This is a genomic window from Streptomyces sp. NPDC002888, from assembly GCF_042888465.1.
GTDB lineage: Bacteria > Actinomycetota > Actinomycetes > Streptomycetales > Streptomycetaceae > Streptomyces.
In genome coordinates this window covers 168,319-193,979 of sequence record NZ_JBIAPU010000016.1, presented here as the reverse complement: position 1 = coordinate 193,979, position 25,661 = coordinate 168,319, and the positions used below count along the sequence as shown (strand labels likewise).

Here is a 25,661-nt window from a genome sequence, read left to right as displayed (position 1 = left end):
TGACGTTGATGATACTGCGCCGCATGCAGGGTCCTGCTTTCCCCGGATCTTGATCTGTATAGCTTGCTATGTGAATCTGGGGAGAAGATCACACGGGAGGGAACGGATATGCCGGACGCGCTGCCTCGCGAGGGCTCACTCGGTTACCAAGTGAATCACCTGGCTCGCCTGCTGGCTCAGGCTCTCGCTGTCCGAATCACGCCGCACGGCGTTGTTCCCGGGCAGTTCGCCCCGCTGCTCGCCCTGTTCGAACTGGACGGTCTGTCGCAGCGCGAGTTGTGCGAGCGGGTTCGCATCGAGCAGCCGACCATGGCGAACACCCTGCAGCGGATGGAGCGGGACGGTCTGGTCCGGCGTGTTCCGGACCCGGCCGACCGACGCCGCGCGCAGGTGTATCTGACCGAACGCGCCCGGGCGATCGAGCAGGAACTCATTTCCGCGGCCCTCGCGGTGAACGGGGCTGCTACGGAAGGGCTCACCGACGCGGAGGCCGAGACGTACCTGGACCTGACGGCGCGAGTGATTCGCAGCCTGGAAGCCGGGGGCGGGCAGTAGCCTCGAAGCGATTCTCAGGTGGGGTCGGTCATGCGCCGGGGCGGCCGTGGCCGGTCTGGTAGGCGATCACGACGAGTTGGGCGCGATCCCGGACGCCCAGCTTGGTCATGATGCGGTTTGGGGGCGCTCTTGCGTCGCCCTACGGCGTTCACTGCGCGTACCACGACGGCTGCCGGTGGTACTGGACATCGCCCCGGTGTTCCTCCCGCTCGCGGCGCTCGGGCTGGCCGTGATGATGATCGGTGCCGCGATCGTGCACCTGCGCCGGAAGGAGCCCGCGGTGATCGTCCCGAACATCGTGCTGGGTGTCCTGGCGGCGTTCGTGGTCTGGGGCCGGTTCGGCCCGTATTCCTTCTAGGGCCGGTTGCGCGCACGACCTCCGTGGACCGGGTCCGCAACCGGCAGAAGTTCCGCTCCCGGGGGCGACCACGCACGTGCGACTCCGCCTCGTCGAAGCCGTCCCGGCGCCCGGCGCCACCCACCTCCACTACGGTCCGGGCACCCCGCAAGGCCTGAAACCTGCGCCGCGACCCACGGGTCGCGCTCTCCCTGACACCAGCCGACAACCCGTTCCAGCCGGTCGTCGTCCGCGGGAAGGTCGTCGCACGGATCGAGGGCGACGGCGCCTGGGAGATCGTCGACCGGATCCCGAAGTACACCGGTGGCCCCTACTCGCGAGACAAGGAGCGGGTCGTCGTGCTCATCGAACCCGACCGGCAGAGCATGGGCTGAGGCACCTCGACCCATGGCACGGCGAGCATCCACTCGGCCGATCGGTCATAGCCGTCTGCGTCTGCTCAGTAGGGCCAGCGCCACCAACAGAACGCATCCTGCGCCTTCGACGGCGAGGGTCGGCTTGACCAGGTTCGCGTCGAGAGCCTCCTCGAATCCGAAGAGGCCGGAGGTGAGGCTGACGATCAGGGCCACCAGTGTGCCGGCCGTGAAGAGGGTTCCCAGTGTCGCGAGGACGGTCAGGAGGCGGGTGGGCGTGATCAGCAGCGACAGCGCGAGCAGCCCGGCCCCGATCGCGTTGAGCAGGAACAGCGTGCCGATCGTGTCCAGATATCGGTAGCCGTCGTACCAGAGGTGGAGGTGGATCACGCCCATGGCCACGGCCGTTCCCGCCGCGGCCAGCCGGAGGGCGATGAGTGCGACCGTGCGCTCAGTAGCCATTGCTGTTGGTCGTGTCGGTGCCGCTGCCCGTTGAGGCGGTGCCGCCGACGGTGAGCTCGGTCTTCATGCCCAGGTCCTTGTGGTCGTCGACAGGGCAGTAGACCTTGTACGTGCCGTCCTTCAGCGAGACGGTGAGGTTCGCCGACTCTCCGGGTGCCAGCTGCCGCGTCTTCTGCTCCATTCCGGAGCCCTCGATCTCCATGGCATGGTCGTGATGGCCGTCGTTCTTGACGACGAAGGTGTAGGCACCCGCCTTCAACGTCCTCTCGGACAGCTCCATCTTGAAGTCGACCAGCTTCACGTTCACCTGGGGGGTTCCCGGCTTGCCACTCTGTGTCGGGGCTGTCTTTTCAGGGGCTGGCGATGACGAGCCACCACCGTTGCCGTCTCCGCCTCCGCACGCCACGAGGATGCCCGCCAGTGCTCCGGCGGCCAGCCCGGGCCCGACGATCCTGCGCGCGAACGTCATGAGCGTCATCGCCATGTCTCGGCCCTCCGTGAGAAATCGTTCCTGACCAGTGGTACGGACGGACCGCGCCAGGGGATTTCCGACAAGCGGGAGAAAAGCGGGAGAATGGGGGCCGTGGTCCCGCGTGGAACCGGGGGAATCCGTTCGGCGAGGTTCGCCGTATTCACTGGTATGCGTAGATTGGGCCCACCATTCGGGCGCCTCTCGGACGAGGCGCTGCTGGCGGGAATGGCGACCGGCGCCCCGGAGGCCGCCCTCGCGTTCGTCCGCCGGTTCCAGCGCATGGTCTTCGGTATCGCCATCGCTGTCGTCGACGACCCCCAGCTCGCCGAGGACATCTCCCAGCAGGCCTTCGAAAGGGCTTGGCGTCATGCGCAGGTCTACGACTCCCGGCGTGGATCGGTGAAGACCTGGCTGGGGACCATCACGCACAACCTGGCGATCGACGCCGTCCGCGCGCGCAAGGCGACCCCGGTCTCCCCCGAGAACCTCGACGCTCTGCTCGGCATCGTGACCGGGACGCCCGAACAGCGGGCACTGGCCGACGACGCGGCGTCCCGGATACGGGCCGCGGTGGCGGACCTGCCGCGCCAGCAGGCGCGTGCCGCGGTCATGGCCGGGATCTACGGGATGACCGCACGGCAGATCTCCGAGTTCGAAGGGATCCCTCTCGGCACGGCCAAGACACGGATCAGGACGGCGATGGGGAAACTGCGGACGGTTCTGGGACCCGAGCGAGCCGATCATGACTGACAGGGACTGCGAGTGGCTGAGGGCCGTCGCCGACGAGCTGGCGCTGGGTATCCTCCCCGGTCAGGAGCGCGCCGAGGCCATCGTCCACCTGGACCGCTGCCCGACCTGCCGGGAGCACGTCGAGCAGCTGACGCTCGTCGGAGACGGACTGCTCTCTCTCCTGCCGGGCAGCGAGCCGCCCGCCGGCTTCGAGACACGGGTGACGGACGGGCTGGGCCTGAACCGGCCGACGCGACGGCGGCGACCACGGGCCGGCGTGGCGGTCGCGGCCGCCGCCGCGATCGCCCTCGGGTTCGGCTTCGGTGGCTGGGCCGTCGGCACGGCCATCGAGGGAGCAACAGCTCCCTCCTCGCGGAGTTCGGAGCCCCCCGGCTCGGAGCACGGTCTGCTCGCAGCGTCTTTGCTGGCCCCGGACCACCGCCCGGTGGGCCGGATCTTCGCCTACACCGGATCTCCGGGCTGGGTCTACATGTCGGTTCACCTCGGCCGGGACGGGTCCGGATCCGACTCCCAGGCCAAAGGCGGGTCTGGACCCGACTTCCGGGCCGGAGACGGGTCCGAGGCCGCAGGCTCGCGCGACGGATACCCGGAGGCCGCAAAGGTCAGCTGCCGACTGGAGCGTAGGGACGGCACGTCGGTCCACATCGGGGAGTTCTCCCTCGACGACGCCGGCCGGGGTTACTGGGGAGCCCCCACGAAGGTCGACCCTGACACGGTGTCCGGCGCCCGGCTGCTGGCCGCGGACGGCTCCCTCCTGGCCACGGCCCACTTCGACGCACGGCAGAACCAGTGACCGCAGACCACCCCTCATGAAAATCGCTGTCCGATTGTCGGAGCACGGTGATGGACAGCCGGAGTGGAAAAGACTCTGGAGTTCCCCGATCTGCTGCGGCTGATCGACGAACGATCGACCGCCTTCCGTGCCACGGTCGCCTCCGCGCCCAGCCTCGACGTGCAGGTGCCGACCTGCCCCGAGTGGACGCTGTTCGATCTGGTGCAGCACCTGGGCGAGGGGCGCCGCTCCTGGGCCGCCACCATCGCCGCAGGGCCTGCCGCCGCCAGCAAGTCGACATCGGAGGGCGCCCCGGCTGCGCCTCGGGAACGCGAGGCCCTGCTGGCCTGGTCGGCCGCATCGACGCAGGAGCTACTGGACGCACTGCGGGAGGCCGGCCCGGATCGCGGTTGCTGGACGTGGTGGGGTACTTCGCAGTCGCCGCAGACCTGCGGTGCCGTCGCTCGGCACCAACTCCAGGAGGTCGCGATGCACACCTACGACGCCCAGGTCACCCTGGGCATCCGGCAGCCGCTGCCGGACGAGGTGGCACTCGACGGTGTCGACGAGTTCCTGTCCACCTGCTGCGCAACAACGGACGCCTGGCCGCACGAGCCCGCTGCCGTCGATTACCACGCCACCGAGGGCCCCTCCTGGCGCCTTCGGCTTTCCGCCGACGGCGCACGGACTGCCCGTCTCTCCACGCCCGGCACGATGCCCGCCACCGCTGCCGGCGAGGACCCGGACGCGGCCGACGCCTCCGCCCGGGGCACGGCCGGCGAGCTGGTCCTGGCCCTGTACGGCCGTATTCCGGTGGACTCCCTGAAGCTCGACGGCGACCGCCGTCTCTTCGACCTGCTCCTGGCCTGGGACCCGGATGCGTAGGACGTGACCATGCGCCGCCTGGTGCGCCCGAGGGCATGCCTCCCACCGACGGCTACAGCCACGCCGTCGTGGCGTCCTGGCCGCTGATCGCGATCTCCGGCCAGGTCCCCCTGATGGCCTCGGGCCAGGCCGGCTCGCTGGTCCAGGTCGGTGTGTTGGCGACCCCGACCAGCCGCGTCACCCCTTGCCGATCAAATCCGCCGGAAACGCCCCGGCGATCACCACGGCCTGGGCGAACGTCGTTCCAAGGGCCGTCAGGCGCGCCACGCCCTCCGGGCCGAGGTGCTCGTACGGAGCCCGGTCCAGGCGGTCGGTCTCCTGCTCGATGTCCTCGCGGAGCGCGAGGCCTCGCTCGGTGAGTTCGCCGGTGCTGTCCAGCAGCCCGCGGTCCCGCAGGCGGGCTGTTGCCGCGTTCCAGTCGTCCTCGGTCCAGCCACGGGTGGTCGCCACCCACTTCGGTGTCATGCCCTTGCCCGTGGCGGTGTGGGTCACCATCGCCTCCAGCCCGTCGAGGCCCGCGGACATCAGCACGGCCAGATGCCCGTCGCCCCGGTGTTCGCGCAGCAGGGTCGCCCCGTGCCAGTACGCGAGGTGCGGCTCGTCGGGGACGGGAAGGTCGGCGTGCGCCGAATACAGCGGCCGGGCGCTGCGCCCACAGGCCTCGGCGGCGCGCAACGCCAGCCGCGCGGCCTCCGCCATGTCCGCGGACGCCACGGCCTCCTCTCCCAGCAGCCGCCGCAGTGTGGCGTCGACGGCACGCGCGCGTGCCGCGAGCACGTCCGCGGGGGTGGCGATCGACCACACCGCGGGCACGTGCCGGGCCACTAGATCGTGCTTGTAGTTGTAGAAGGTCGCCGTCACCGCGCCGGCCCCGACCGGTCCCAACGCGGCCGCCCGCGCGGCGAAGTTCACGGCCTTGGGATGGGTGATCCCGAGCGCACCCAGTTCCCGTCCCAGATCGGGCGAGAAGTAGTGCGTCGCGTGCAGGGAATTGAGTGGGTGGTGACAGCGTCGACCGGCGCGGGGCTCGAGGGCGGCAGTAGTCATGCCGACAGGTTACCGACCGGTCGTTATGTCTCTGCCCCCGGGGCTCTCTCCCCCTCGTCCCGGCGTCCGGAAGGCCGTTCGGCGCGTTGGAAATCCCCCGCAGAGCTGCTCTGGATGTCGGTTTTCCTGGTTCTGGACGCTGTGGCTGGATCGGGTCGTGCGAGTGGCCCGAAGCTTTCGTCGTGTCAGCCGAGTGCGGCATCGCCGCGCCACGAGGGAGAGTTTCGTGAACGCCACGCCAAAGGTGAACGAGAAGCGAGAACGGCAGGTGGCCACACTGGTCATGGCCTGTCTCGGCATGTTCGTCGCCTATCTGCCAGTGACCACCGTGTCGGTGAGCCTGCCCGCCATTCAAAGCGTGTTGCATGCGTCGACCTCCCAGCTCACCTGGGTCTCGTCAGCGTTCCAGCTCCCCATGGCCGCACTGATCCTGACCGCCGGGGTCTTCGGAGACGTGCATGGCCGCAAGAAGGTGTACCTGGCAGGCCAGCTCGTGGACAAGGCCGGGAACGTGATCGGCACGGCGACCACCGGGCCGGACGGCAGCTATGCCTTCGCCGACCTGGACACGGGTGACTACTCGTTGATTGCCAGCGGCTATCCGGCAGTTGCCGCGCCAGTGGTCGTGGACGGCCCGGTACTCGAGTTCGACGTGGCACTGGCTCACTCGGAGAGCTGAGCCGGCCACCTGGTCGGCAGTCCGCGGGTGGGCCGAGCGGGAGGAAGACAGCAGACGTACCGGACCGGATCGCCCCGGGCATGGAGCGACCGGTACCGGTATGAGGGCGCGTCCGTGGGGACGGGAGAGCGCCCGCACATGGTCCGGGACCCGTACCCCCCTCGGGTCCCGGACCACGGCATGACCGGCACGGCACGATCGCGTGCCACGGTCAGCAGGTCAGCAGGTCAGCAGGTCAGCAGGTCAGCGGGTCGGCTCGTAGGTCAGTTGCTTGACCTGGCGCAGGATGAGGGCCGTCTCGACCGCCTGAATACCGTCGAGGGCGCCGATCTTCTCGCTCAGGTAGGTGTACAGCTGGTCGGAGCTCCGGAAATGGGCGGCGACGACGATGTTGGCCTGGCCGGTGGTGGCGGACGCGAAACGTACTTCCGGGTGTGAGGCGATGCTGTGCCCGACGTCGGCGAGCGCGCGGGGCGCCACGGTGAGCCAGAGCATGGCGCTGACGTCCTGTCCGAGGGGCTCCTGGTCGTACTGGACGTCGAAGTACAGCACGCCGGTGGAGCGCAGGGTGTCGAGCCGTCGCTTGACCGCCGACTCCGACTGCCCGGTGGACTTCTGCAGGTCGGTCAGGGTGGCCCGGCCGTCGCGGCGGAGCACCGCGAGGAGTGCCTCGTCGGCCGCGTCCAGCGTGACAGGGCCGTCGAACGGCTCCGGAGCCGGCAGACGCAGGGCGGCCTGCTGGTCGGGAGTGAGCGCGTTGGACTTGCTGAGCCAGCCAAGTGAACCTCCGTAGAAGGGATACAGGAGGCAGTGGGCGGTCACCGAGACGATCTGCCGGGTGCGTTGGAGCCGGTCGAAGAGCAGCTCGTCCCGCTCCTTGCGGCTGCGGGGTTTCATGCCGCAGATGACCTCGGTGCCCCCGGAGGTCAGGGTCACGTAGAGGGTGTCGGGGCGTTTGGCGAGCGCGTCCGCGAGTTGCTCCGCCACGTCCGGGGTGCAGTGCAGTCGCACGATCCAGCTCTGCCGGCCGAGCCGGTTCTCGTCCGGCATGCCGAGGACACGCACGTTGACGATCTTGCGCAGCCGGCGATACCGCCGGGCCACGGTCTGGTCGGAGACGCCGAGGACGGTGGCGATACGGCTGAACGGTGCGCACCCGTCGAGCTGCAGCGCCTGCAGCAGCTGCAGGTCGAGGGGATCGAGTGGTGGGAAGTCCACCGGTACTCCTTCATGTGCGTCGGCCTCGACGCGCTCTGCCTGCACAATCCGGCCACCGGCCGTGAGCAACTGATCCCGCAGATCACGCCACCTGCGGCGCGGCGCGGACGGGTGGTGGTGATCGGGGGCGCCCGGCGGGACTTGAGGCGGCCCGCGCCTGCGCCGAGGGCGGGCACGAGGTGACCCTGCTGGAGGCCGCGGGCCGAACGGGCGGCCAGGTGCAGCTCGCCGCGCGCGCGAACGAGCGGCAGAAGTATTTCAAGCAACTGGAGAGTGATCTTTCTTCAAGGGTGCGCCGAAAGTCTGGCCGGATGAGGTCCCTCCGTTTCACTTCGATACGATGTACCGTACGATGACCCGTATGCCCCGTCACTCTCCTTCGCTGGACCGCGCGACCCCGGATCGCATCGCCGAAACCGCCCTCCTCCTGGTCGACGAGGGCGGCCCCGAGGCGTTGACCTTCCGCTCGCTGGCCGGGCGTCTGGAAATCTCCCTCGCTTCGCTCCAACGTCGCTGCACCGACCTGGCCGGCCTGCTGGATCTGTGCACCGACCACCTTGCCGCCCAGCTGCCCGAGGCCGAGCCGGACACCGACTGGGCCACCGCCACCGAGGCCCGGTTCACCGCGCTGTACCGACTGCTCGCGGCGCACCCGGGGCTGCTCGCCCTGCGCGGGACGCGGCCCTGGCTCGGCCCGAACCTGCTGGCCCGCCTGGTGGAGCCCCAGCTGGCCGACAGCCTCGTGGCCGGAATGACCCCCGAGGAGGCGATCGCCGCCTACCGGCGGATGTATCTCCTGACCCTCGGCAGCGCCAGCTTCGTCGACCACCGCGATCCCAAGGCAGCCCAGGCGGCCACCCGCACCGCACTGGCCGCACTCGACCCGGAGGAGTTCCCGGCGCTGACCGGCCACCTGGCCGCGATCGTGCCCGCCGTGACCGACCACGAGGTCTACTACGGCGCGTTGCGTCAGCTCATCCACGCGTCGCACCCGCGCGGGTGCGACGCGTGATCCGGGTCTGTGCGATGCCGCGAGGGGCTCGGGGCGGTGCCAGTACACGCGCCGCAGCGTGAGCGCCTCGGGCCTCGATCGACCCGCAGCGGCCGACACTCCCCTCGCATCCCGCGGCGCACCGCCCATGTCGCGCCGAGCCGTCAACGAACAGCAAGGATCCCGACCATGAGCACCACGACACCTCCGACCCGCGTCTTCAGCAGCGACAACGCCGCAGGCACCTCACCCGAGATCATCGAGGCCGTCGCCCGGGCGGCCGCCGGCCAGGCCATGCCCTACGGAGCCGACGACAGCACGGCCGCGGTCCGGCGCCGGCTGAGCGACATCTTCGAGCGTGACGTCGACGTACTGCTGGTCTCCACGGGGTCCGCCGCGAACGCGCTGAGTCTGGCCGCGCTCACTCCGCCCTGGGGCAGCGTGCTGTGCCACCGGGACAGCCACATCAACAACGACGAGTGCGGGGCGCCCGAGTTCTACACCGCGGGCGCCAAGCTCGTCCCGTTGGGCGGCGACGACGCCAAGATCGACCCCGGCGAACTGCGGGCGGCCGGGCGGCACAAGGCCGGGGACGTGCACAGCGTGGAGCCCTCGGTGGTGAGCCTCACCCAGGCCACGGAGACCGGCGCGGTCTACACCCTCGACGAGATCCGCACCCTCGGCTCCATCGCCGAGGAAGCAGGGCTGCGCCTGCACATGGACGGCGCCCGGTTCGCCGGAGCCGTCTCCTCCCTCGGCTGCACTCCCGCCGAGCTGACCTGGCGGGCCGGCATCGACCTGCTGTCCTTCGGTGCCACCAAGAACGGCACGATGACCGCCGACGCCATCGTGGTCTTCGACCCCTCCCTCACCGCCGAACTGGCCTTCCGTGCCAAGCGCGCCGGTCAGCTCGCCTCCAAGATGCGCTTCCACGCGGCCCAGTTGGACGCCTACCTCACCGACGACCTGTGGCTGCGCAACGCGGCCCAGGCCAACGCCATGGCGGCCCGCCTCCAGGACGGCCTGAAGGCCATACCCGAGGTCGGGCTGCTCGGCGCCGCCGACGCCAACATCCTCTTCTGCCGCCTGCCCCAGCAGGTCACCGAGGGCCTCCTGGCCGACGGGTACGCCTTTTACCACGACCGCTGGGAGCCGGGCGTGGTCCGTTTCGTCACCTCGTTCGCGACCACGCCGCAGGACGTCGATCACCTTCTTGCCGCCGTCCGCCGACACGCTGTCTGAATCAACGGAGGGCGGGGCAGCCTCGGGGGCGCGGAGGTCGCCCTGTGCCCCCGAGGCAGATGTACGGCGCCGGCGAGTCGGCGTCTACCAGGTCACCGGAAGACGGCGGAGGGATGTTCCGGGTCGTGGAAGACCTGCTGGTCGGCGGCGCGGAGGGTGGTGGCGGTGGCGCGGGGTTCACCGGTGCCGGGGTTGCGGTTGTAGCAGGGGAAGGCTCCGCTGGATATCTGGACGCGGATGCGGTGGCCGCGCTTGAAGCGGTAGGCGGTCGGCCACAACTGCACGGTCGCGCGGGTGAGTTCGTCGGCGTCGGTGAGGCTGGTCAGGCCGTCGCAGACGTTGATGGAACGGCCCTTCTCGTCGACGTCGCAGAGGCGGACGAAGACGTCGGCGTAGGGCAGGCTGGAGCGGAAGAAGATCTCCGCGCTGACCTCGCCGATGACCTCGACGTCCTGGTCCAGGGCGGACTTCGTGTAGGTCAGGACATCGGGTCGTGCCTCCAGTTTCGCCTGGTCGAGGGGGCCGGCCTTGGCGGCGAAGGACATGCGGGCACCGCCGAGGGCGGGAGTGGGATCGGCCGGGTCGTAGTAGTAGCCGTCGGGAGCGGCGTCGGCGGGCGGCGGGTCGGTGGCCTGGGCGCCGCCGGGCCGCAGGTGGAAGCGCTGGTGCTCGTATTCTGGCGGCGGCCAAAAGGGGAAGTCGCGCCACTTGTTCTCGCCCATCACGTACAGGCGTACCGGTGCGCGTTCGGCGGGCTGTTCGCCCAGGCACAGGGCGAGCCCGAAGTCGACCGCCTCGCAGGCTGACAGCCCGCCCACCTCGAGGGAGGTGTGAGGCCAGGGGCCGACAGTGAGGCGGAGGGGGGTGGAGCGCCCGGTGTCCTGCAGGGTGCGGTAGTCGCGGAGCTGACCGGGCAGGAAGATGTCTACCAGCCGCCGATCAGGCTTGCCGCAACGGTGATGTCGGCCACCCGGCGGTGGTGGTCGGCCGCCGACCAGAACGGGTCGTCGGTGGGATGCGCGAGGATGTCCTGGATGTACTCGCAGCGGTACCCCAGGGCGGCGGTGTCGGCCTGGTTCAAGGGCAGCGTGCTCAGAGCGCGCAAAGCATTCTTCGCCCCCAGTAGTTGGCGTGGCCGCGCGAACCGTTCTTCTTGTCCTGCGACCATGACGCCCCAGTTGAACGGGGTCTCCAGGGAGAATCCGTCCGAGTGGAGGAATTCCAGGGTGAGGGCCGATTCGAACACCACGGGGATCATGGCTTGACCTGGGACGGTACGGCGACGGCGACCGCCCACTGGGTGAAGCCGCTGTAGCTGGCGCCGACCAGGATCATCGACTCGCCGAACCAGGGCTGCTTGATCATGCCGGACCTGCCGTAGGGGATTGCCTTGCCGCGAGCAGGGCGCGCGGTCCGCGCGCCCTGGTCCCTCAGTCGGCAACGCGCAGCAGCAGCTTGCCGGTCGACGTGCGTCCGCCCATGAGCCGGTGCGCCTCGGCCGCCTCTGCCAGGGGGAACTCCGCGGTGACCGGCAGGCTCACGGTGCCGTCGGTGACCTTGGCGAAGGCGCGCTCGGCGAGCGCGCGCAGAGCCTCGGGCGCGGACTGCGCGAGAGCGAGGATGGAGAAGCCGCCGACCGACCGGCCCTGCGTGTACAGCTCGGGCTGCCCGACGTGCCACGGCTCCGCCCCGCTCGCGTTGCCGAAGGAGACCAGGCGTCCGAAGGCGGCGAGGGCGTCGAGGCCGCGGCGCAGGGTGTCGCCGCCCACCGGGTCGAGCACCAGGTCGACCCCCCTGCCGCCGGTGGCGCGGCGGACGTCGTCGGAGAAGGTGTCGGTGGTGAACACCTCGTCGTAGCCGTGCTTGAGGGCGTACTCGGCCTTGGCGGCGGAGGAGACCACGCCGTACACCGCGCCGGCGCCCGCCGCCCGGGCCAACTGCCCGGCCACGGTGCCGATGCCTCCGGCCGCGCCCTGCACCAGCACCGTCTCCCCGGCCCGAAGCCGGCCCACCTCGTGAAGCAGGGCGTGCGCGGTCGGCACCACGGTGGGAAGCGTGGCGGCGGTCCGCAGGTCCAGGCCCTGGGGGAGCGGGAAGGCGGTGACCGCGCCCGCGACGACGACTTCCGCGTAGCCGCCGCCGTCGACGAGCGCGGCGACCTCCTGGCCCGGAACCAGCCCCTCGACCCCCTCGCCGACGGCCCGGACCCGCCCGGAGACCTCCAGGCCCGGCCTGAAGGGCAGTGACTGCACCCGGTAGCCGTCGGCGCGGGCCTTGAGGTCGGCGAAGTTCACGCCGATGTACGCGGTGTCGATGGTGACCTGGCCCGGCCCGGGCTCAGGGGTCTCGGCCTGGACGACCTGCAGTACCTCGGGGGCGCCGTACTCCTGGAACTCGACTGCACGCATAGGCGGAATCTGCCCTTCGGTGAGTGTTCAATGGGAAGCGAACACTGGGACTGTAAGATATTCATCGAACACTCAGCAAGCGGCCGGGAACACTCCGCGCGGTGTCCCCGGAGGACATGCGTGGTGACGGGAGGGGCATGTCGAACCAGACGGCGGGCGGTAGTCATCGTGCGGCGCCGGTGCACACGGATCCCGAGGAGGTGTCCGTACTCACAGCGCTGTCCGCGGTCGCCGACCCCGTGCGCATTCAGCTGATCCGCGAGCTGGCGGGCTCCGCCGAGTGGACGCGTAGCTGCGGCAGCTTCGACGTGCCCGTCGGCAAGGCGGCGCTCAGCCACCACTTCTCGGTGCTGCGCGGCGCGGGACTGGTCGAACAGCGCGACGAGGGGCCCAAACGGGTCAACCGACTGCGCCGCGAGGAGTTCGAGGCCCGCTTCCCAGGTCTGCTCGACCTGCTCCTGCGCGACGACGCGGGGTGAGCGGCCGGCCCGTGCACTGGCGCCGGCCCTGCCAGTCATGGAGCACGCAAGACGTTGCCGGTGTGTACTCCGCCGGGCCGTCGGCGAAGCCGCCCACCTCGGGCTGACCTGACTCACCTGACCCGACCAGCCGCATGGGCTGCCGCGGATCGGCCTGCCCTGCGGCCGAACACCGATCCCGCGGTCAGTCCCGAGCCGCCCGGATAGTTGAAGTAGAAGAGTCCGCCGACGAGCTCACCCGCTGCGTGCAGCCCGGGTACGGGCAGCCCGCGGGTGTCGAGGACCCGTGCGTCGGGGTCGATGCGCAGGCCGCCGAAGGTGAAGGTGATGCCGCAGGTGACCGGGTAGGCGGTGTAGGGAGGAGTGTCGAGGGGCTGGGCCCAGTTGGACTTGGGTGGCGTGATCCCCGCGGTGCGGCTGCCGTCCTTGACCGTCGGGTCGAACGGGCCACCGGTGATCGCTGCGTTGAACTCCGCCACCGTGGAGGCGAGTTGGTCCTCGTCGATGCCGAGTTCCCGGGCCAGCCCGCGAACGGTGGCGGACGTGACGCAGGTGACGTCCTTCGAGGCGTACTCCTCGGGACGCAGCAGCCGTGCGGCCGCGGCGTCGAAGATCTGGACGGCGGTGCCTCCGGGCTGGCGGAGGATCTCGGCGCCGTACTTGGCGTAGGTGTAGTTGCGGAAGTCCGCGCCCTCGTCGACGAAGCGGTGGCCGTCGGTGTTGACCACGATGCCGAACGGGTAGCCGCCGCGGGTGAGTTGGTTGGTCAGTTCGCGGTCGCCGGTGGGCCGTGCTCCCGCGTCCCAGGCGACGGCGTGGCAGCCGCTCCAGTGGCCGTACGACTGAGCACCTGCGTCGAGGGCCATGCGGACGCCGTCGCCCGTGTTGTAGGGGGTGCCGCGGACGAGGGCCAGGTCCCAGCCGGGGCCGAGGTGGGCGGCGCGCATCTGCGGGTCGGCCTCGAACCCGCCGGCGGCGAGGACCACGGCGCGGGATTCCAGTACCTCCCCGTCGGCGAGCACCACGCCTTGGACGGTGCCGTCGGATGCGGTGGCCAGGCGGGTGACGAGGGCGTCGAAGCGTACGTGCACGCCGACGTGTTCGGCGGCCGACAGATGCTGCTCGATCATCCCCTTGCCGCCGCCGACCACGCCGACCGCCAGACCGCCCCAGAAACGGTAACGGCCGTCCACCTCGTACGCCTGCCGGTGGTACATCAGCTCGAACCGCAGACCCAGGTCGCGCAGCCAGTCCATCGTCGCGCGGGACTCGCCGACCAGGGTCCGCGCGAGGTCGGTGTCGGTGCGCCCGCGCGTCACCCTGACCATGTCGTCGAGGAAGTCGTCGTCGGTGTAGGGGTCCAGGTCCGTGAGGGGGAAGCGGTCCTGGGCGGACGGTTCGAGAAGGCCCTTGAGGTCGGCGAGTCCGCCGTGGCTCGTGCGCATGGCGCCGGCGGTGAAGTACGAGTTGCCACCGGCCCATTGCCGCGAGGCCTTTTCCAGTACGAGGACTCGGGCTCCCTCCTGCCGGGCGGCCTGCGCGGCGCAGAAGCCGGCGTTTCCGCCGCCGACCACGATGACGTCCCAGGGTGCTGCCATGAGTGCGGGTGCTCCTGATCACGAGGAGTTGCCGGCCCGGAACTCAGGCTCCGGACCGGCGGCGTGGGGGTACGTCAGCTGACGGCGGGCACGGGATCGCGGTCCGTTCCGGCTGCTTCCTTCGGGTCGGCCGTCGCGGGCTTCTCACCCGGTGCGGGATCGGCGGCCTGCGGCTCGGGGGCGTGCTCGGCCTCGGGGGTGGAGGTGTACGGGATCTCGCCACGCAGGACGGCCCTGGCGCGGTCCTCGTCGAGCTGCCCCTCCCACTTGGCCACTGCCAGGGTGGCGACGCCGTTGCCGACGACGCTGGTCAGGGCGCGGGCCTCGGACATGAAGCGGTCGATGCCGAAGATGAGTGCCAGGGCGGCGACGGGAACGTGCGGAACGGCGCTGAGGGTGGCGGCCAGGGCGATGAAGCCGGAACCGGTGACCCCGGCGGCGCCCTTGGACGTGAGCAGCATGACGGCGAGCATCGACAACTGCTGGGTGAGGCTGAGGTCGATACCGAGGGCCTGGGCGAGGAAGACCGAGCCCATGGTCAGGTAGATCGCGGTGCCGTCGAGGTTGAAGGAGTACCCGGCGGGCAGCGTGATGCCGACGACCGGCTTCGAGGCGCCCGCGTGCTGAAGTTTGGCCATCATGCGCGGCAGCACCGGCTCGCTGGACGAGGTGCCCAGGACGATCAGCAGCTCTTCCTTGATGTAGCGCAGGAAGGGCAGCAGGCGCAGGCCGTTGACGCGCATGACCGTGCCGAGGACGACCAGGACGAAGAACAGGGCGGTGAGCCAGAAGGAGCCGACCAGCAGGAAGAGGTGACGCAGGGTGTCCAGACCGTAGTTGCCGATGGTGAAGGCCATGGAGCCGAAGGCGCCGATCGGGGCCAGCCGCATGATCCAGCGGATGAGCGTGAACAGGACCTTGGACAGCTTCTCGACGCCCTGGGTGATTCCCGCACCCGCCTCGCCGGCGGCGTTCAGGCCGAATCCGAAGAGCACCGAGATCAGCAGCACCGGCAGGATCTCGTGGCCGGTCAGCGCGCTGGGCAGAGTGTCCGGAATCATGGAGAGGACGAACGCGGCGACGCTCTCGTGGCTCTGGGTCGCCTCCGGCGGCAGGCCCTCGGTGGAGAGGGTGGAGGGGTCGACGTGCAGTCCGCTGCCGGGCTGGACGACGTTGACGACGACCAGGCCGATCACCATGGCGACAGTGGTCAGGACCTCGAAGTAGATCAGCGCCTTGAGGCTGACCCGGCCGACGGCGCGCGCGTTGCCCATGGAGGCGATGCCGTGGACGACGGTACAGAAGATGACCGGCGCGATCATCATGCGTACCAGGGCGATGAAGCCGTCGCCCAAGGGCTTCAGGGCGGCTCCGAAAGACGGCCACAACCAGCCGACGGCAGCTCCGGCAAGGACACCGATCAGGCACTGGACGTACAGCAGGGACAGCAGTCGGTGGATGCGGCCGGGTGGCTCGGTGACGGTGCCCGGGGCGGCGTCGTTGCGGCTCATGCGGGGCGTCCTTCCAGGACGGGAACGAGAAGTTCGGCTCGGGCGATGCGGCGGGCGGCGCGGTGCAACAGCACCGTGGGGGAGGCGCCGTCCGCCGCGGGGACGGCTTGGGCGGTGATGACGCCGGCCGGGGTGCCCAGGCGCAGCGTGCCGTCGGCGGTCTGCCGGGCGACGCGGTGGGCGAGGGTGCCGGGCGTGGCGGCCGCGGTGGCCAGGGCGACGGCCGAGGTGAGACCGATCGCCGGGTGGGGTGCGTGCATGGAGACCATGCGGACGGCCAGGTCGTACTCGTCCGGTCCGACCGGGCTGCCGTCGGTGGTGCGGTAGGCGGCGGGGCGGGCGACGACGCCGACCTTCGGCACGGCGTGGCTGACGGGATCGTTCTCCTTGGCCAGGCCCATGGCAAGGGCGGCCTGACGGCGCAGCACGGTCAGCGCGGGAACCACCGCGGCGAACTCGGCCAGGGACTCGGTGCCTTGGAGACCGAAGGCCTTGGCCTCGAACAGCGCGGCCGGGGCGCCGGCGTCGACCAGGGACGCCTCGACCCGACCGGCGGGCCCGGTCAGGGTGTCCAGGGCGCGGCCGGTCGGCAGGGCGCGACCGGTGGTCGAACCCGCCGGGTCCTCGAAGCCGAGCAGGACCGGCACACCGAGCGCGGCGGTGCCCGGCACCACGGCCGTGCCCTCGTCGGGGGCCGTACCGCCGGGGGTGGGGATGGTGCCGGTGAGGCGGGCCCCGGTGTTGACGTTGCGCATCCGTACCGTGGTGGAGTCCGGCGTGACCGGCACCAGGCCGTTGTGGACGGCGTACAGGGCGACGGCGGTGGCGCAGTTGCCGCAGTTGCTCGCCCACTCCACGCGCTCGTCACCGATGCCGACCTGTGCGAAGGCGTACTCGACGTCGATGCCCGGCTTGGCCGACGGCTGGACGATCGCGGCCTTGGAGGTGGTGGAGGAGGCACCGCCGACGCCGTCGATCTGGCGGGGGTCGGCGGCGTTGTAGGCGGCGAGCAGCAGGGTGTCGGCGTCCACGCCGGTCGCCACCACGGCGTGGTGGTCGAAGATCCAGCACTTGCTGGTTCCTCCGCGGATCATCTCGCCCTGCAGACGCAACACAACAGTCTCCTCGTGGACACCCCGACGGCACTTCCGTGGGGGGCGCGATCCACAGTGGGCGCGGAGAGCGTGAAGTACAATCTCGGAAATCTGCACGGGTATTAAGCTGTGATTAATGCTGGAGGTGGCGCGGTGCTCGACGTCCGGCGCATCTTGCTGTTCACCGAGGTCGCCCGCCGGGGCTCGGTCACCGCGACCGCACGAGCCCTCAACTACACTCCGTCAGCGGTGTCCCAGCAGGTCAGTCGTCTGGAGGCGGAGGCCGGGCAGCCCCTGTTGGAGCGCCATGCACGGGGCGTCACGCTCACTGACGCGGGACGCGCCCTGGCCGAGCGCGGGGAGCGCATCGAGCGCGAACTGACGGCCGCGGAGAACGAGCTCGCCGACTTCGCGGGACTGCGCGCGGGCACCCTCCGGGTCGGAACCTTCCCCACCGTCGGCGCCTCCCTCCTCCCGCGAGCCGTCATCGCCTTCCGGGAAGCGCACCCCGACGTACGGCTGACGGTGCGCAGCGCCCGCATCGCGGGCCTGTGGGCGATGCTGGAGAACCGGGAGATCGAGATGTCCCTGATGTGGGACTACGACTGGAACCGCATCGACCGCGAGGACATCGTCGTCACCTCACTCGTCGACGACCCTCCGGCCCTCCTCGTCAGCCAGGACCACCCCCTCGCCGGCCGCTCTTCGGCCGCCCTCGCCGACTTCGCGGACGACCCCTGGATCACCCGCGCCGACCACCACCCGGTGGCCGAGGCCCTCGCCCGCAGCTGCCACGCGGCCGGTTTCGAGCCGCAGATTGCCTACGAGGCCCACGACTACCAGGAGGCCCAGGCCATGGTCGCCGCAGGCATCGGCGTCGCCCTCGCCCCCACCCTGGCGCTGGAAGGCATCCGAGCCGGCGTCAGCGTCCTGCCGCTGCAACCCCCCGCCCCCGTACGCCGCATCCTCCTCGTCCGCATGAGCGACCACGCCCTCACCCCGGCTGCCCAGGCCTTCGCGGGCTTCCTGCGCGACAGCGCCGCGGCCGGCACGGCGTCATGACGCGTCATTTGGCGCGCGCCTGTCACGCGGGCATAGTGATCACCGGCGCCTGACCACCCGTCATCGGACGCAGCGGACGCCGTACCGCCCGAGCGAGCCCGGGTGGGAGGATCTCCGACCCAGGTGCCGGCGCACCCCTCGGACGAATGGGAGAAACCGTGGATGGTCATGGGTCTGCACAGGCCGCTTCACCCGCCGGGGTCTTTGCCCCCACGGCAGCCGGAGTGCCGGACCGGATGCGGGCGTGGACGACTCGGGGTGACGGCATCGACCGTCTGACATCCGCCTCTGTGCCGATCCCGGTACCCGGTCCGACCGAGGTGCTGGTGAAGATATCGGCCGTGTCCCTGAACTACCGCGATCTGCTGGTCGTGGGCGGTGTGGACCATTGGTCGCCGACCGAGCCCGTGGTGCCCGTCTCCGACGGTGTCGGCACCGTCGTCACGGTCGGTGCAGGGGTGACCCGCTGGCGTCCCGGTGACCGGGTCTCGGCCGGGTTCCTGCCCCGATGGCGGTCGGGCCCGCTCACCCGCGAGACGTATGTGTCACCCGTGGGCGGGCCGGTCAACCGCGGCATGCTCGCCGAGTACGTTCTCATCGAAGAGGACGAGGCGGTGTGCAGTTCACACAGCCTCGACGAAGTGCACGCGGCCACACTGCCCATCGCCGGGGTGACCGCCTGGCACGCCGTCGGGCACCGCAGCCGGGTCCGGCCGGGCGAGACCGTACTCGTCCACGGCACCGGCGGAGTCTCCCTGTTCGCCGCGCAACTGACCCTCGCACTGGGCGCCACCCCGATCGTCACCTCCAGCAGCGACGAGAAGATCGGCAAGCTCCACGCCCTCGGCATCGCCGAGACGATCAACTACCGGCGCACCCCGGACATCGCCGCAGAGGTGTTGCGCAAGACCGCGGTCGAGGGCGTGGACCACGTCATCGAGACCGTCGGCGGCGACAACCTGAACCGCTCCCTCGAAGCGGTCAAGGTGGGCGGGAGCATCAGCTTCATCGGCCTCATCGCCGGACGCGCGGCGAACATCAACGTGTACCAGTTCGTCACCAAGAACGTCACCGTCCACGGCATCGAGAGCGGCTCCCTGGAGATGCTCGGGGAACTGGCCGCCTTCGTCGACGACCACGGCGTCACGCCGGTGATCGATTCCGTCTACCCCGTCGAACAGATCCAGGACGCGTTGCGCCACCTCGAACTCGGCAAGCACTTCGGGAAGATCGTCATCACCATGCCGGGGGCCGCCGAGACTTCGCTGTAGGTCTGCGGCCCGTCTCGGAGGGGCTCGGAGGCCGCGGCCCGTGCCAGTCCCGGCCGACTGCGGCTGCCGGCGGTCGGGCCGCTCACCAACATCGCCGAGGCCCTCGGAAGAGAACCCCAACTGCCGTCCCCCGGAGTTCACCCGCGCACCTTTCCATGACCATGTGGACGTGGCGATCGTCGGTGGCGGCTTCGGCGGTCTGCTCGCCGCCGCCCGGCTGCGCCAGGCGGGCGTGGAGTCGATCCGGGTGATCGACAAGGGCGGGGACTTCGGCGGCACCTGGTACTGGAACCGCTATCCGGGCATCCACTGCGACATCGAGTCGTACGTCTACATGCCGCTGCTGGAGGAGGTCGGCTACGTCCCGAAGTGGCGATACGCGCCGGGGGAGGAGATCCGGCAGCACGCGCAAGCCATCGCCCGGCACTTCGGCCTCTACGACGACGCCTGCTTCCGGACGCAGGCGACCGAACTGCGCTGGGACGACGCCGAGTCGGAGTGGGGCATCGCCACCGACCGCGGCGACCGCATGCGGGCCCGCTACGTGATCGTCTCCACCGGAACCCTCAGCCAGGCCAAACTGCCCGGCATCCCCGGCATCGAGACCTTCAAGGGCCACACCTTCCACACCAGCCGCTGGGACTACGCCTACACCGGCGGCGACGCGAACGGCGGCCTCTCCAAGCTCGCCGACAAGCGCGTCGCCCTCATCGGCACCGGAGCCACCGCCATCCAGGTCGTACCGCACCTCGGCGAGGCGGCCCGGCACCTGTACGTCTTCCAGCGCACTCCCTCCTCGGTCGACGTACGCGACAACCGCCCCACCGACCCCGTGTGGGCCGAGTCGCTCCAGCCGGGCTGGCAGCGGCGCCGTATGGACAACTTCCTGAAGGTCGTCACCGGCGTCCGCACGGACGAGGACCTGGTGAACGACTCCTGGACCAGCAGCGCCAGGCTCCAGGAGAAGCTCATCCCGACCAACGCCTACGCCGGCGTCCCGGCCGAGGAGCGCGAAAGCGCCTACGAGATCGCCGACTTCCAGAAGATGAACGAGATCCGCGCCCGCGTGGAGACGATCGTGGAGGACCCGGAGACCGCCGAGAAGCTCAAGCCGTGGTACCGCTACATGTGCAAGCGCCGCGTCCGGCATCGGCAGGGCCACGGCCCTGAAGTTCGCGCAGGAAGGCGCGAGGGTTCTGGTCACGGATCTCGACCGGGCGGGCGCCGAGGAGACCGTCAAGGAGATCGAAGCGGCCGGGGGAGTCGCCCTCGGGGTCGTCGGTGACCTGAGCGACCAGCAGGTGGTGGACGAAGTCGTCGAGCGGGCCGTCGATGCCTTCGGCCGCCTGGACGTCCTGGTGAACAACGCCGGGATCATGGACCGCATGTCCGCGCTCGGCGAGACCGACGACGCCGAGTGGGAGCGGGTCGTCCGGATCAACCTGACGGCGCCGTTCCTGCTGACCCGTGCGGTCCTGCCGCACATGCTCGACGCGGGACGCGGCTCGATCGTCTTCACCGCCTCCGAGGCCGGCCTGCGCGGCAGCGCGGCGGGCGCCGCCTACACCGCCTCCAAGCACGGCATCGTCGGCCTGGTGAAGAACCTGGCCGTCATGTACCGGGGGCAGGGCATCCGCGCCAACGCCGTCGCCCCCGGTCCCACCGCGACCAACGTCCGGGTGGACGCCCGTCAGGAGGCCCACGGCCCCGCCGTCGTAGGCCAGTTGATCGGCGCCACCATCGGCCGACGAGGATCGGCGGAGGAACAGGCCGCCGCCATCGTGTTCCTTGCCTCCGACGCCGCCTCCTTCGTCAACGGAGCCGTCCTCCCCGTCGACGACGGCTGGGCCGCCGTCTGACATGGGCAACTCCAGGTGCACGACGAATCCCCAGGCCACCACCGCCCACGGACCGGTCCGCGGCGAGCGTCGAGCCGACGGCAGCCTGCGCTTCCTCGGCATCCCGTACGCCCGGCCGCCCGTCGGCGAGCTGCGGTTCGCCGCGCCCCTGCCGCCCGAGCCGTGGACCGAGCCGCTCGACGCGACCGCGTACGGACCGACGGCCCAGCGCCGTCCCATCACCGAGATCACGACCGTTCCGGAACCCACCGTCCCCGGCGAGGGGGTACTCAACCTCAACGTCTTCACCCCGGACACCGCCCCCGAGACACTCCTGCCGGTGCTCGTCTGGATCCAAGGCGGTGGGTACGTCGCCGGGTCCGCGGCGAGCCCCTGGTACGACGGGTCCGCCTTCAACCGGGACGGCGTGGTTGTGGTCTCCGTCGGCTACCGGCTCGGCATCGAGGGCTTCCTGCACCTCGACGGCGCCCCGGACAACCGTGGCGTACTGGACTGGATCGCCGCCCTGGAGTGGGTCCGGGACAACATCGCCGGGTTCGGCGGCGACCCGGACAAGGTCACGATCGCCGGTCAGTCCGCGGGCGGCGGCGCCGTGCTGACCCTGCTCGCCGCCCTGCACCTGGCCGAGGCGCAAGTCGCCGGCGGAGGGAAGGCGTACCTGTACGAGCTGGCCTGGCAGTCCCCGGGCAAGGGCGGGCTGCTGCGCGCCTGCCACGGCCTGGACGGTCCGCTCCTCTTCGGCACCTACGGCGCCCACCTGGGCCCGGTAGCCATCGGCCCCGAGCACGAGGCCGAAGCCCGCCGGCTGACGTCCCAGATCCGCACGGCCTGGACGTCCTTCGCCACCTCGGGCGACCCGGGCTGGCCCGCGTACGACACCGAGCAGCGCCCGACCCGGATCTTCGACACGACGCCGTCCGTCTCCGCGTACCCCGAGGAGACCTCGCGCCGCCTGTGGCAGGCCCACACCTTCGAGGCGATGCCCCTGCTGACCGCCTGACGCCGACCGCCTGAGCGGCTTCCCGGAAGCCGCTCAGGCGACGCGCAGCGGCACCGCGGTCCCAGCCACAGCCAGGCCCGGCCTCTTACCGGGCAGTTCCGAAGTCCTGGGTCCAGTAGTCGTTGGGCTGAGCGAGACCGACGCCGATCTCCTTGAACGCACAGTTGAGAATGTTGGCCTTGTGGCCGGGGCTGGACATCCAGCCCGCCATGACCTGCTCGGGAGTGGCGTAACCGTAGGCGACGTTCTCGCCGTAGGTGCTCCAGATGTAGCCGGCCCGCGTGATGCGGTCACCGGGGGACGACCCGTCGGACCCGGTGTGCGACATGTTCCGGTGGGCCGCCATGTCCGCACTGTGTGCCTGTGCGGCCTTGGTCAGGGTCGCGTTCACGGTTACGGCCGAGCAACCGGCCTTGGCGCGCTCGGCGTTGACGAGTTGCACGACGCGAGCGGCGGTCCCGGTCGCCGTGGCGGTGGCCTTCGGGGTGCTTGGCGGCGTAGGGCGCGCAGAGGCCGAGGCGGTGGCCTTCGCACTGCTGGAGGGCGCGGCGCTCTTGGGCTTCGGCGCAGTGGCCTTCGGAGTGTTCGCGGCAGCGGTCGGAGTCTTCGATGCCGTCGGAGTGGGCTTGCTTTCCTCCCCGCCTTTCCCGTCGGGACCCCAGGCTCCTCTCCAGTCGCGACCCCGGTCGGCGTGGTGACTCCAATCCTTGGCCCGGGTCTTTTCGGCGCTGTGCAATTGATCTCTTCCGCTGTCCTGCCAGTCGGTACAGGCCATGGCGACGGACGGCACGCCCACGGTCCCTATGGCGACAACAGCGATGACTATTCGACGGTGCCTCTTCTTGGCATGCTTTCCCATGCGTGACCTCACTCGGTGATCGCCGAGCGCCTTTGTGTATGGCTGGCACTGCGGAGACGCTCTGCGGGTCGTCATTGTTAGGACGGGTTCACCAGGCGATGCAACGGGCCTTCGTACTACCTTGCTTCGTAGTGTTGGGCGGCCCTTGCCATGGGCGTGGTTGCAGTGCTGGTCAGGCCTCTTCAGTCGCGTGCGGATCTGTCGCTTCGTCAGAAGCCGTAGCGATACAAAAGAAAGGTGAAAATGTCGATCTGGCGGAATGTCGCCAACCCCGGCTCGATATGCGGCTACGCCAAGCCGGACAATTCCTATATGTCGCAAGAGCGGAATCTACTATGCGGCGCCCTTAGTTCCCGTTGTTGATGTGGCGGATGTCACGCCGCGGTGCTGCGATTCACCACACCTGACGTGAATCATGGAATGCGACTCTCTCCAGAGACTTGACCGACTCCAGAAAAGGCGTAGGGTCGTAAGGGAAATTGCAGCCTCCCTGAAAGCACGCCTTGATGGATCGCACAGTTCCCCGGAAGCCCCGGCCGGGAGGAACCATCGCCGACGCGCCCGGTGCGCAGGCCGGGACCTGCGTGGAGTCGTTCGTGGGTGGCCCCTGGTCCTTGCCGTGGTCGCCGACCGCGTGCGCCCTGGCGAGGACCGTCATACGTGACGTGCTGCCCCACTGGGGCCTGGGCGACCTCGTTCCGACCGCCGAGTTGCTGGTCAGCGAACTGGTGAGCAACGCACTGCGTCATGCCTCCGGCCCGCTGCGCCTCACCCTCGAGCGGGTGTCCGATCTGCGCTGCCTGGTCAGCGACGGCACCTCGGAACCTCCCCGCCCGGCCGATGCGGGCCCGGAGGACGAGAACGGCCGGGGCCTCGCACTTGTGGACATGCTGGCGGCACGGTGGGGCTGCGAGTACGGGCCGGAGGGCAAGAGCGTGTGGTTCGAGCTTCCGGAAGCCGCGTACACACCTGATCTCGGGGCGAAGGGAAGGAGGAGGCAGCGTGACAACCGCTACCACGGTCGATGAACCCATGGCGCTGGCCGCGGCGCAGCTGCGTACGGCGCGTATGCGAGTGACTGCTCCGCGCATGGCCGTGCTGGTGGCCGTCTCCGACTCGTCCGGCCACCTCGATGCCGACACCCTGCGTGAGCGCGCCCAGCGGGTCACCGGTCACCTGTCTCTGCAGGCCACCTACAACGTGCTGCACGCCCTGACGGACGCCGGTCTGGTTCGATGCACTCAGATCCCAGGTCACCCGGCCCGCTACGAGACCGAGCGCCACGACAACCACCACCACTTCGTGTGCCGCGGCTGCGGTGCCATCCGCGACGTGGAGTGCACGGTGGGTACGGCTCCCTGCATGGAGCCGCAGTTGCCGGAGGAGTACGACACGCAGGAGGCCGTAGTGACGTTCTGGGGTCTGTGCCCCGACTGCCGTGCCGCGACTTCGGAGTCGTGACAGAACCGAGCCCTCGTGCAAGCGGCTGATCGCGGGACATGAGTGCCCGCGCTGTCGCGGATTGATGCCCGCTTCATGCCGATATGATCCTTGGTGTGATCAGGCCAGGACGGCACCGGCGCCGCCACCGTCCATACGGTGGCCAGCATGAAGCCGTACTGCTGTCCCCGGTGATCGTCACCGTCCTCATCGCCGGCCTGGCGTTCTCCACTCCGAGGGAGATCGCCTTCAGCCGCCTCCTGCCCGCGGCGCCCGCCCTCGCCGCCGCGTTGTGGCCCGTGCTCCCGACAGTTCTGCTGGGGACGTTCTGCCTGCTGATCATGATCGGCCTCAGCTTCGTCTACTCCGATCTCGGGACGCCGTACACAGCTGCCGCGATCATTGCGGTCACCTTGGCGGCCGCATATGCGAGCCATCTCCGACTCCAGCGAGAGGAGACGCTCTTCCAGGTCCGGCTCGTAGCCGACGCAGCCCAGAAGGTGCTGCTGCGACCGCTGCCGCACCGCATCCAGGACGTCGACATCGAGTCGCTGTATGTGGCGGCCCAAGAGCAGGCCCGGATCGGAGGCGACTTCTACGAGGCGGCCGACACGCCGTACGGGGTCCGACTGCTCATCGGCGACGTGCGCGGAAAGGGCCTGACGGCGGTGGGGGCGGCCTCGGCGGTGATCAACTGCTTCAGGGAGAACGCGTACGACCAGCCCGACCTGAGGGGCATCATCCATCGCCTGCAGACCACCATCGCCCGCTACAGCGCCGCGATTCCCGCCGATGATCAGTCGGAGCACTTCGCCACCGCTCTGATCGCGGAGATCCCGTACGGCAGCGGGCACGTCAGAATTCTCAACTGCGGGCACCCGCCACCCGTGCTTGTGCGGCGCGAGGAGATCCACGTTCTGGAGCCCGTCCTTCCCTCGACACCCCTCAATCTCGCGGCGCTCCTCGGAGACCACTACTACGTGGACACCGTCGCCTTCGCGCCGGGCGATCAGATGCTGCTCTACACCGACGGCGTATCGGAGACCCGGGACCGCAACGGCGAGTTCTTCCCGCTGCCGGACTGGATGCGGGAGCACAGCCCGGCGCCGCCCCGTGAGCTGCTGGACAGGCTTCACGGGGACCTGCTCCGCTACGGCGGCGGAAGGCTCGACGACGACATCGCGGCCCTCGCCGTGCGTTGCCGACCCACCTGGATTCGGGAGCACGAGTCTGGTTCTCGGCATGATGCGCGCCCAGGCCCGAGCTGACCGCGGCCCGTCGGTGACGTCGGTGTGG

28 protein-coding genes and 2 pseudogenes are annotated in these 25,661 nt (G+C 70.1%); 17 read left to right on the top strand and 13 right to left on the bottom strand.

Annotated elements, in window-relative coordinates; all coding sequences use genetic code 11:
• The first annotated feature begins 108 nt into the window (after positions 1 to 108).
• Positions 109 to 555 (top strand): MarR family winged helix-turn-helix transcriptional regulator, encoded by a 447-nt coding sequence (locus ACFYWX_RS25995; protein ID WP_389426491.1) that lies wholly within the window; start codon positions 109 to 111, stop codon positions 553 to 555.
• A 28-nt stretch (positions 556 to 583) separates the two neighbouring features.
• Here the strand turns inward: ACFYWX_RS25995 and ACFYWX_RS25990 are convergent.
• Positions 584 to 673, bottom strand: a pseudogene (locus tag ACFYWX_RS25990) (DNA-binding response regulator); the annotation flags it as partial.
• Positions 674 to 730: 57 nt separating this feature from the next.
• On the opposite strand from ACFYWX_RS25990, the gene ACFYWX_RS25985 reads away from it, so the two are divergent.
• On the top strand, positions 731 to 913 hold the full coding sequence (locus ACFYWX_RS25985) for a DoxX family protein (protein WP_389426490.1): 183 nt from the start codon (positions 731 to 733) through the stop codon (positions 911 to 913).
• A gap of 419 nt (positions 914 to 1,332) precedes the next feature.
• On the opposite strand, the gene ACFYWX_RS25980 is transcribed toward ACFYWX_RS25985, so the two are convergent.
• Both ACFYWX_RS25980 and ACFYWX_RS25975 read right to left on the bottom strand, forming a co-directional pair.
• Entirely contained in the window at positions 1,333 to 1,728 is a 396-nt protein-coding gene (locus ACFYWX_RS25980; RefSeq protein WP_389426489.1) for a hypothetical protein, read from the bottom strand.
• Positions 1,718 to 2,212, bottom strand: coding sequence for a cupredoxin domain-containing protein (locus tag ACFYWX_RS25975; protein WP_389426488.1), 495 nt, complete (start codon positions 2,210 to 2,212; stop codon positions 1,718 to 1,720). Before ACFYWX_RS25975 ends, ACFYWX_RS25980 begins: the two co-directional genes overlap by 11 nt.
• A gap of 156 nt (positions 2,213 to 2,368) precedes the next feature.
• On the opposite strand from ACFYWX_RS25975, the gene ACFYWX_RS25970 reads away from it, so the two are divergent.
• The 3 genes from ACFYWX_RS25970 (at position 2,369) to ACFYWX_RS25960 (ending at position 4,607) form a co-directional block, all read left to right on the top strand.
• A complete protein-coding gene (locus ACFYWX_RS25970) occupies positions 2,369 to 2,950 on the top strand; it encodes an RNA polymerase sigma factor (RefSeq protein ID WP_389426487.1) in 582 nt (193 codons plus the stop codon).
• Positions 2,943 to 3,743, top strand: coding sequence for a hypothetical protein (locus ACFYWX_RS25965; protein ID WP_389426486.1), 801 nt, complete (start codon positions 2,943 to 2,945; stop codon positions 3,741 to 3,743). The genes ACFYWX_RS25970 and ACFYWX_RS25965 overlap by 8 nt, the downstream gene beginning before the upstream one ends.
• Before the next feature lie 63 nt (positions 3,744 to 3,806).
• Positions 3,807 to 4,607, top strand: a complete 801-nt coding sequence (locus tag ACFYWX_RS25960) for a maleylpyruvate isomerase family mycothiol-dependent enzyme (RefSeq protein ID WP_389426485.1) — start codon at positions 3,807 to 3,809, stop codon at positions 4,605 to 4,607.
• A gap of 52 nt (positions 4,608 to 4,659) precedes the next feature.
• Here the strand turns inward: ACFYWX_RS25960 and ACFYWX_RS25955 are convergent, their stop codons facing one another.
• Both ACFYWX_RS25955 and ACFYWX_RS25950 read right to left on the bottom strand, forming a co-directional pair.
• Positions 4,660 to 4,788 carry a hypothetical protein gene (locus ACFYWX_RS25955; protein ID WP_389426484.1) on the bottom strand — a complete coding sequence of 43 codons (129 nt, stop codon included), beginning with the start codon at positions 4,786 to 4,788 and terminating at the stop codon, positions 4,660 to 4,662.
• The gene (locus tag ACFYWX_RS25950) at positions 4,785 to 5,654 is read right to left on the bottom strand and encodes a hypothetical protein (protein ID WP_389426483.1); all 870 of its coding nucleotides are present in this window, start codon (positions 5,652 to 5,654) and stop codon (positions 4,785 to 4,787) included. Before ACFYWX_RS25950 ends, ACFYWX_RS25955 begins: the two co-directional genes overlap by 4 nt.
• A 283-nt stretch (positions 5,655 to 5,937) precedes the next feature.
• On the opposite strand from ACFYWX_RS25950, the gene ACFYWX_RS25945 reads away from it, so the two are divergent.
• Positions 5,938 to 6,333: an MFS transporter gene (locus ACFYWX_RS25945; protein ID WP_389426551.1), complete on the top strand. Its 396-nt coding sequence runs from the start codon at positions 5,938 to 5,940 to the stop codon at positions 6,331 to 6,333.
• Between the two features lie 243 nt (positions 6,334 to 6,576).
• On the opposite strand, the gene ACFYWX_RS25940 is transcribed toward ACFYWX_RS25945, so the two are convergent.
• Positions 6,577 to 7,551 carry an Lrp/AsnC family transcriptional regulator gene (locus ACFYWX_RS25940; RefSeq protein ID WP_389426482.1) on the bottom strand — a complete coding sequence of 325 codons (975 nt, stop codon included), beginning with the start codon at positions 7,549 to 7,551 and terminating at the stop codon, positions 6,577 to 6,579.
• Between the two features lie 361 nt (positions 7,552 to 7,912).
• Between ACFYWX_RS25940 and ACFYWX_RS25935 the strand changes: the two genes are divergently transcribed.
• Together ACFYWX_RS25935 and ACFYWX_RS25930 are read left to right on the top strand one after the other, a co-directional pair.
• Positions 7,913 to 8,563 (top strand): TetR/AcrR family transcriptional regulator C-terminal domain-containing protein, encoded by a 651-nt coding sequence (locus ACFYWX_RS25935; RefSeq protein WP_389426481.1) that lies wholly within the window; start codon positions 7,913 to 7,915, stop codon positions 8,561 to 8,563.
• Positions 8,564 to 8,731: 168 nt separating this feature from the next.
• Positions 8,732 to 9,784, top strand: a complete 1,053-nt coding sequence (locus ACFYWX_RS25930) for a threonine aldolase family protein (RefSeq protein WP_389426480.1) — start codon at positions 8,732 to 8,734, stop codon at positions 9,782 to 9,784.
• 92 nt (positions 9,785 to 9,876) lie between these two features.
• On the opposite strand, the gene ACFYWX_RS25925 is transcribed toward ACFYWX_RS25930, so the two are convergent.
• From ACFYWX_RS25925 to ACFYWX_RS25915, 3 genes are all read right to left on the bottom strand, one after another.
• Positions 9,877 to 10,671, bottom strand: a complete 795-nt coding sequence (locus tag ACFYWX_RS25925) for a CocE/NonD family hydrolase (RefSeq protein ID WP_389426550.1) — start codon at positions 10,669 to 10,671, stop codon at positions 9,877 to 9,879.
• Positions 10,672 to 10,709: 38 nt separating this feature from the next.
• On the bottom strand, positions 10,710 to 11,030 hold the full coding sequence (locus tag ACFYWX_RS25920; RefSeq protein WP_389426479.1) for a hypothetical protein: 321 nt from the start codon (positions 11,028 to 11,030) through the stop codon (positions 10,710 to 10,712).
• Positions 11,031 to 11,214: 184 nt separating this feature from the next.
• On the bottom strand, positions 11,215 to 12,192 hold the full coding sequence (locus ACFYWX_RS25915) for a zinc-binding alcohol dehydrogenase family protein (protein ID WP_389426478.1): 978 nt from the start codon (positions 12,190 to 12,192) through the stop codon (positions 11,215 to 11,217).
• 137 nt (positions 12,193 to 12,329) lie between these two features.
• Here ACFYWX_RS25915 and ACFYWX_RS25910 point away from each other — a divergent pair, with 137 nt between their 5' ends.
• Positions 12,330 to 12,671: an ArsR/SmtB family transcription factor gene (locus ACFYWX_RS25910; RefSeq protein WP_389426477.1), complete on the top strand. Its 342-nt coding sequence runs from the start codon at positions 12,330 to 12,332 to the stop codon at positions 12,669 to 12,671.
• A 113-nt stretch (positions 12,672 to 12,784) separates the two neighbouring features.
• Here ACFYWX_RS25910 and tcuA read toward each other — a convergent pair whose 3' ends face one another.
• The 3 genes from tcuA to ACFYWX_RS25895 all read right to left on the bottom strand — a co-directional run bounded on the left by tcuA (position 12,785) and on the right by ACFYWX_RS25895 (position 16,895).
• Positions 12,785 to 14,269 carry an FAD-dependent tricarballylate dehydrogenase TcuA gene (tcuA, locus tag ACFYWX_RS25905; RefSeq protein WP_389426476.1) on the bottom strand — a complete coding sequence of 495 codons (1,485 nt, stop codon included), beginning with the start codon at positions 14,267 to 14,269 and terminating at the stop codon, positions 12,785 to 12,787.
• Positions 14,270 to 14,343: 74 nt separating this feature from the next.
• Positions 14,344 to 15,780: a C4-dicarboxylate transporter DctA gene (gene dctA / locus ACFYWX_RS25900; protein ID WP_389426475.1), complete on the bottom strand. Its 1,437-nt coding sequence runs from the start codon at positions 15,778 to 15,780 to the stop codon at positions 14,344 to 14,346.
• Positions 15,777 to 16,895, bottom strand: coding sequence for a PrpF domain-containing protein (locus tag ACFYWX_RS25895; RefSeq protein ID WP_389426474.1), 1,119 nt, complete (start codon positions 16,893 to 16,895; stop codon positions 15,777 to 15,779). The genes dctA and ACFYWX_RS25895 overlap by 4 nt, the downstream gene beginning before the upstream one ends.
• Positions 16,896 to 17,027: 132 nt before the next feature.
• Here ACFYWX_RS25895 and ACFYWX_RS25890 point away from each other — a divergent pair, with 132 nt between their 5' ends.
• The 5 genes and pseudogenes from ACFYWX_RS25890 to ACFYWX_RS25870 all read left to right on the top strand — a co-directional run bounded on the left by ACFYWX_RS25890 (position 17,028) and on the right by ACFYWX_RS25870 (position 22,066).
• The gene (locus tag ACFYWX_RS25890; protein ID WP_389426473.1) at positions 17,028 to 17,936 is read left to right on the top strand and encodes a LysR family transcriptional regulator; all 909 of its coding nucleotides are present in this window, start codon (positions 17,028 to 17,030) and stop codon (positions 17,934 to 17,936) included.
• Between the two features lie 146 nt (positions 17,937 to 18,082).
• Complete coding sequence (locus tag ACFYWX_RS25885) at positions 18,083 to 19,207, top strand: NAD(P)-dependent alcohol dehydrogenase (RefSeq protein ID WP_389426472.1); 1,125 nt, start codon at positions 18,083 to 18,085, stop codon at positions 19,205 to 19,207.
• A gap of 133 nt (positions 19,208 to 19,340) precedes the next feature.
• Positions 19,341 to 20,345 (top strand): annotated as a pseudogene (locus ACFYWX_RS25880) (flavin-containing monooxygenase); the annotation flags it as partial.
• A gap of 10 nt (positions 20,346 to 20,355) precedes the next feature.
• The gene (locus ACFYWX_RS25875; protein ID WP_389426549.1) at positions 20,356 to 21,066 is read left to right on the top strand and encodes an SDR family NAD(P)-dependent oxidoreductase; all 711 of its coding nucleotides are present in this window, start codon (positions 20,356 to 20,358) and stop codon (positions 21,064 to 21,066) included.
• A 1-nt stretch (position 21,067) separates the two neighbouring features.
• Entirely contained in the window at positions 21,068 to 22,066 is a 999-nt protein-coding gene (locus ACFYWX_RS25870; protein ID WP_389426471.1) for a carboxylesterase family protein, read from the top strand.
• A gap of 85 nt (positions 22,067 to 22,151) precedes the next feature.
• On the opposite strand, the gene ACFYWX_RS25865 is transcribed toward ACFYWX_RS25870, so the two are convergent.
• Complete coding sequence (locus ACFYWX_RS25865) at positions 22,152 to 22,925, bottom strand: CAP domain-containing protein (RefSeq protein ID WP_389426470.1); 774 nt, start codon at positions 22,923 to 22,925, stop codon at positions 22,152 to 22,154.
• 506 nt (positions 22,926 to 23,431) lie between these two features.
• On the opposite strand from ACFYWX_RS25865, the gene ACFYWX_RS25860 reads away from it, so the two are divergent.
• The 3 genes from ACFYWX_RS25860 (at position 23,432) to ACFYWX_RS25850 (ending at position 25,633) form a co-directional block, all read left to right on the top strand.
• Entirely contained in the window at positions 23,432 to 23,953 is a 522-nt protein-coding gene (locus ACFYWX_RS25860; RefSeq protein ID WP_389426469.1) for an ATP-binding protein, read from the top strand.
• Complete coding sequence (locus tag ACFYWX_RS25855; protein WP_389426468.1) at positions 23,928 to 24,386, top strand: Fur family transcriptional regulator; 459 nt, start codon at positions 23,928 to 23,930, stop codon at positions 24,384 to 24,386. Before ACFYWX_RS25860 ends, ACFYWX_RS25855 begins: the two co-directional genes overlap by 26 nt.
• 95 nt (positions 24,387 to 24,481) lie before the next feature.
• Positions 24,482 to 25,633, top strand: a complete 1,152-nt coding sequence (locus tag ACFYWX_RS25850) for a PP2C family protein-serine/threonine phosphatase (protein WP_389426467.1) — start codon at positions 24,482 to 24,484, stop codon at positions 25,631 to 25,633.
• Positions 25,634 to 25,661: the final 28 nt, after the last annotated feature.

Coding starts and splice junctions, on each gene's coding strand:
- ACFYWX_RS25965 (WP_389426486.1), top strand. CDS start 2,943: ATGACTGACAGGGACTGCGAGTGGCTGAGGGCCGTCGCCGACGAGCTG.
- ACFYWX_RS25945 (WP_389426551.1), top strand. CDS start 5,938: ATGGCCTGTCTCGGCATGTTCGTCGCCTATCTGCCAGTGACCACCGTG.
- ACFYWX_RS25860 (WP_389426469.1), top strand. CDS start 23,432: ATGGATCGCACAGTTCCCCGGAAGCCCCGGCCGGGAGGAACCATCGCC.
- dctA (WP_389426475.1), bottom strand. CDS start 15,780: ATGAGCCGCAACGACGCCGCCCCGGGCACCGTCACCGAGCCACCCGGC.
- ACFYWX_RS25950 (WP_389426483.1), bottom strand. CDS start 5,654: ATGACTACTGCCGCCCTCGAGCCCCGCGCCGGTCGACGCTGTCACCAC.
- ACFYWX_RS25980 (WP_389426489.1), bottom strand. CDS start 1,728: ATGGCTACTGAGCGCACGGTCGCACTCATCGCCCTCCGGCTGGCCGCG.
- ACFYWX_RS25995 (WP_389426491.1), top strand. CDS start 109: ATGCCGGACGCGCTGCCTCGCGAGGGCTCACTCGGTTACCAAGTGAAT.
- ACFYWX_RS25865 (WP_389426470.1), bottom strand. CDS start 22,925: ATGGGAAAGCATGCCAAGAAGAGGCACCGTCGAATAGTCATCGCTGTT.
- ACFYWX_RS25910 (WP_389426477.1), top strand. CDS start 12,330: ATGTCGAACCAGACGGCGGGCGGTAGTCATCGTGCGGCGCCGGTGCAC.
- ACFYWX_RS25970 (WP_389426487.1), top strand. CDS start 2,369: ATGCGTAGATTGGGCCCACCATTCGGGCGCCTCTCGGACGAGGCGCTG.
- ACFYWX_RS25975 (WP_389426488.1), bottom strand. CDS start 2,212: ATGGCGATGACGCTCATGACGTTCGCGCGCAGGATCGTCGGGCCCGGG.
- ACFYWX_RS25885 (WP_389426472.1), top strand. CDS start 18,083: ATGGGAGAAACCGTGGATGGTCATGGGTCTGCACAGGCCGCTTCACCC.
- ACFYWX_RS25870 (WP_389426471.1), top strand. CDS start 21,068: ATGGGCAACTCCAGGTGCACGACGAATCCCCAGGCCACCACCGCCCAC.
- ACFYWX_RS25935 (WP_389426481.1), top strand. CDS start 7,913: ATGCCCCGTCACTCTCCTTCGCTGGACCGCGCGACCCCGGATCGCATC.
- ACFYWX_RS25915 (WP_389426478.1), bottom strand. CDS start 12,192: ATGCGTGCAGTCGAGTTCCAGGAGTACGGCGCCCCCGAGGTACTGCAG.
- tcuA (WP_389426476.1), bottom strand. CDS start 14,269: ATGGCAGCACCCTGGGACGTCATCGTGGTCGGCGGCGGAAACGCCGGC.
- ACFYWX_RS25930 (WP_389426480.1), top strand. CDS start 8,732: ATGAGCACCACGACACCTCCGACCCGCGTCTTCAGCAGCGACAACGCC.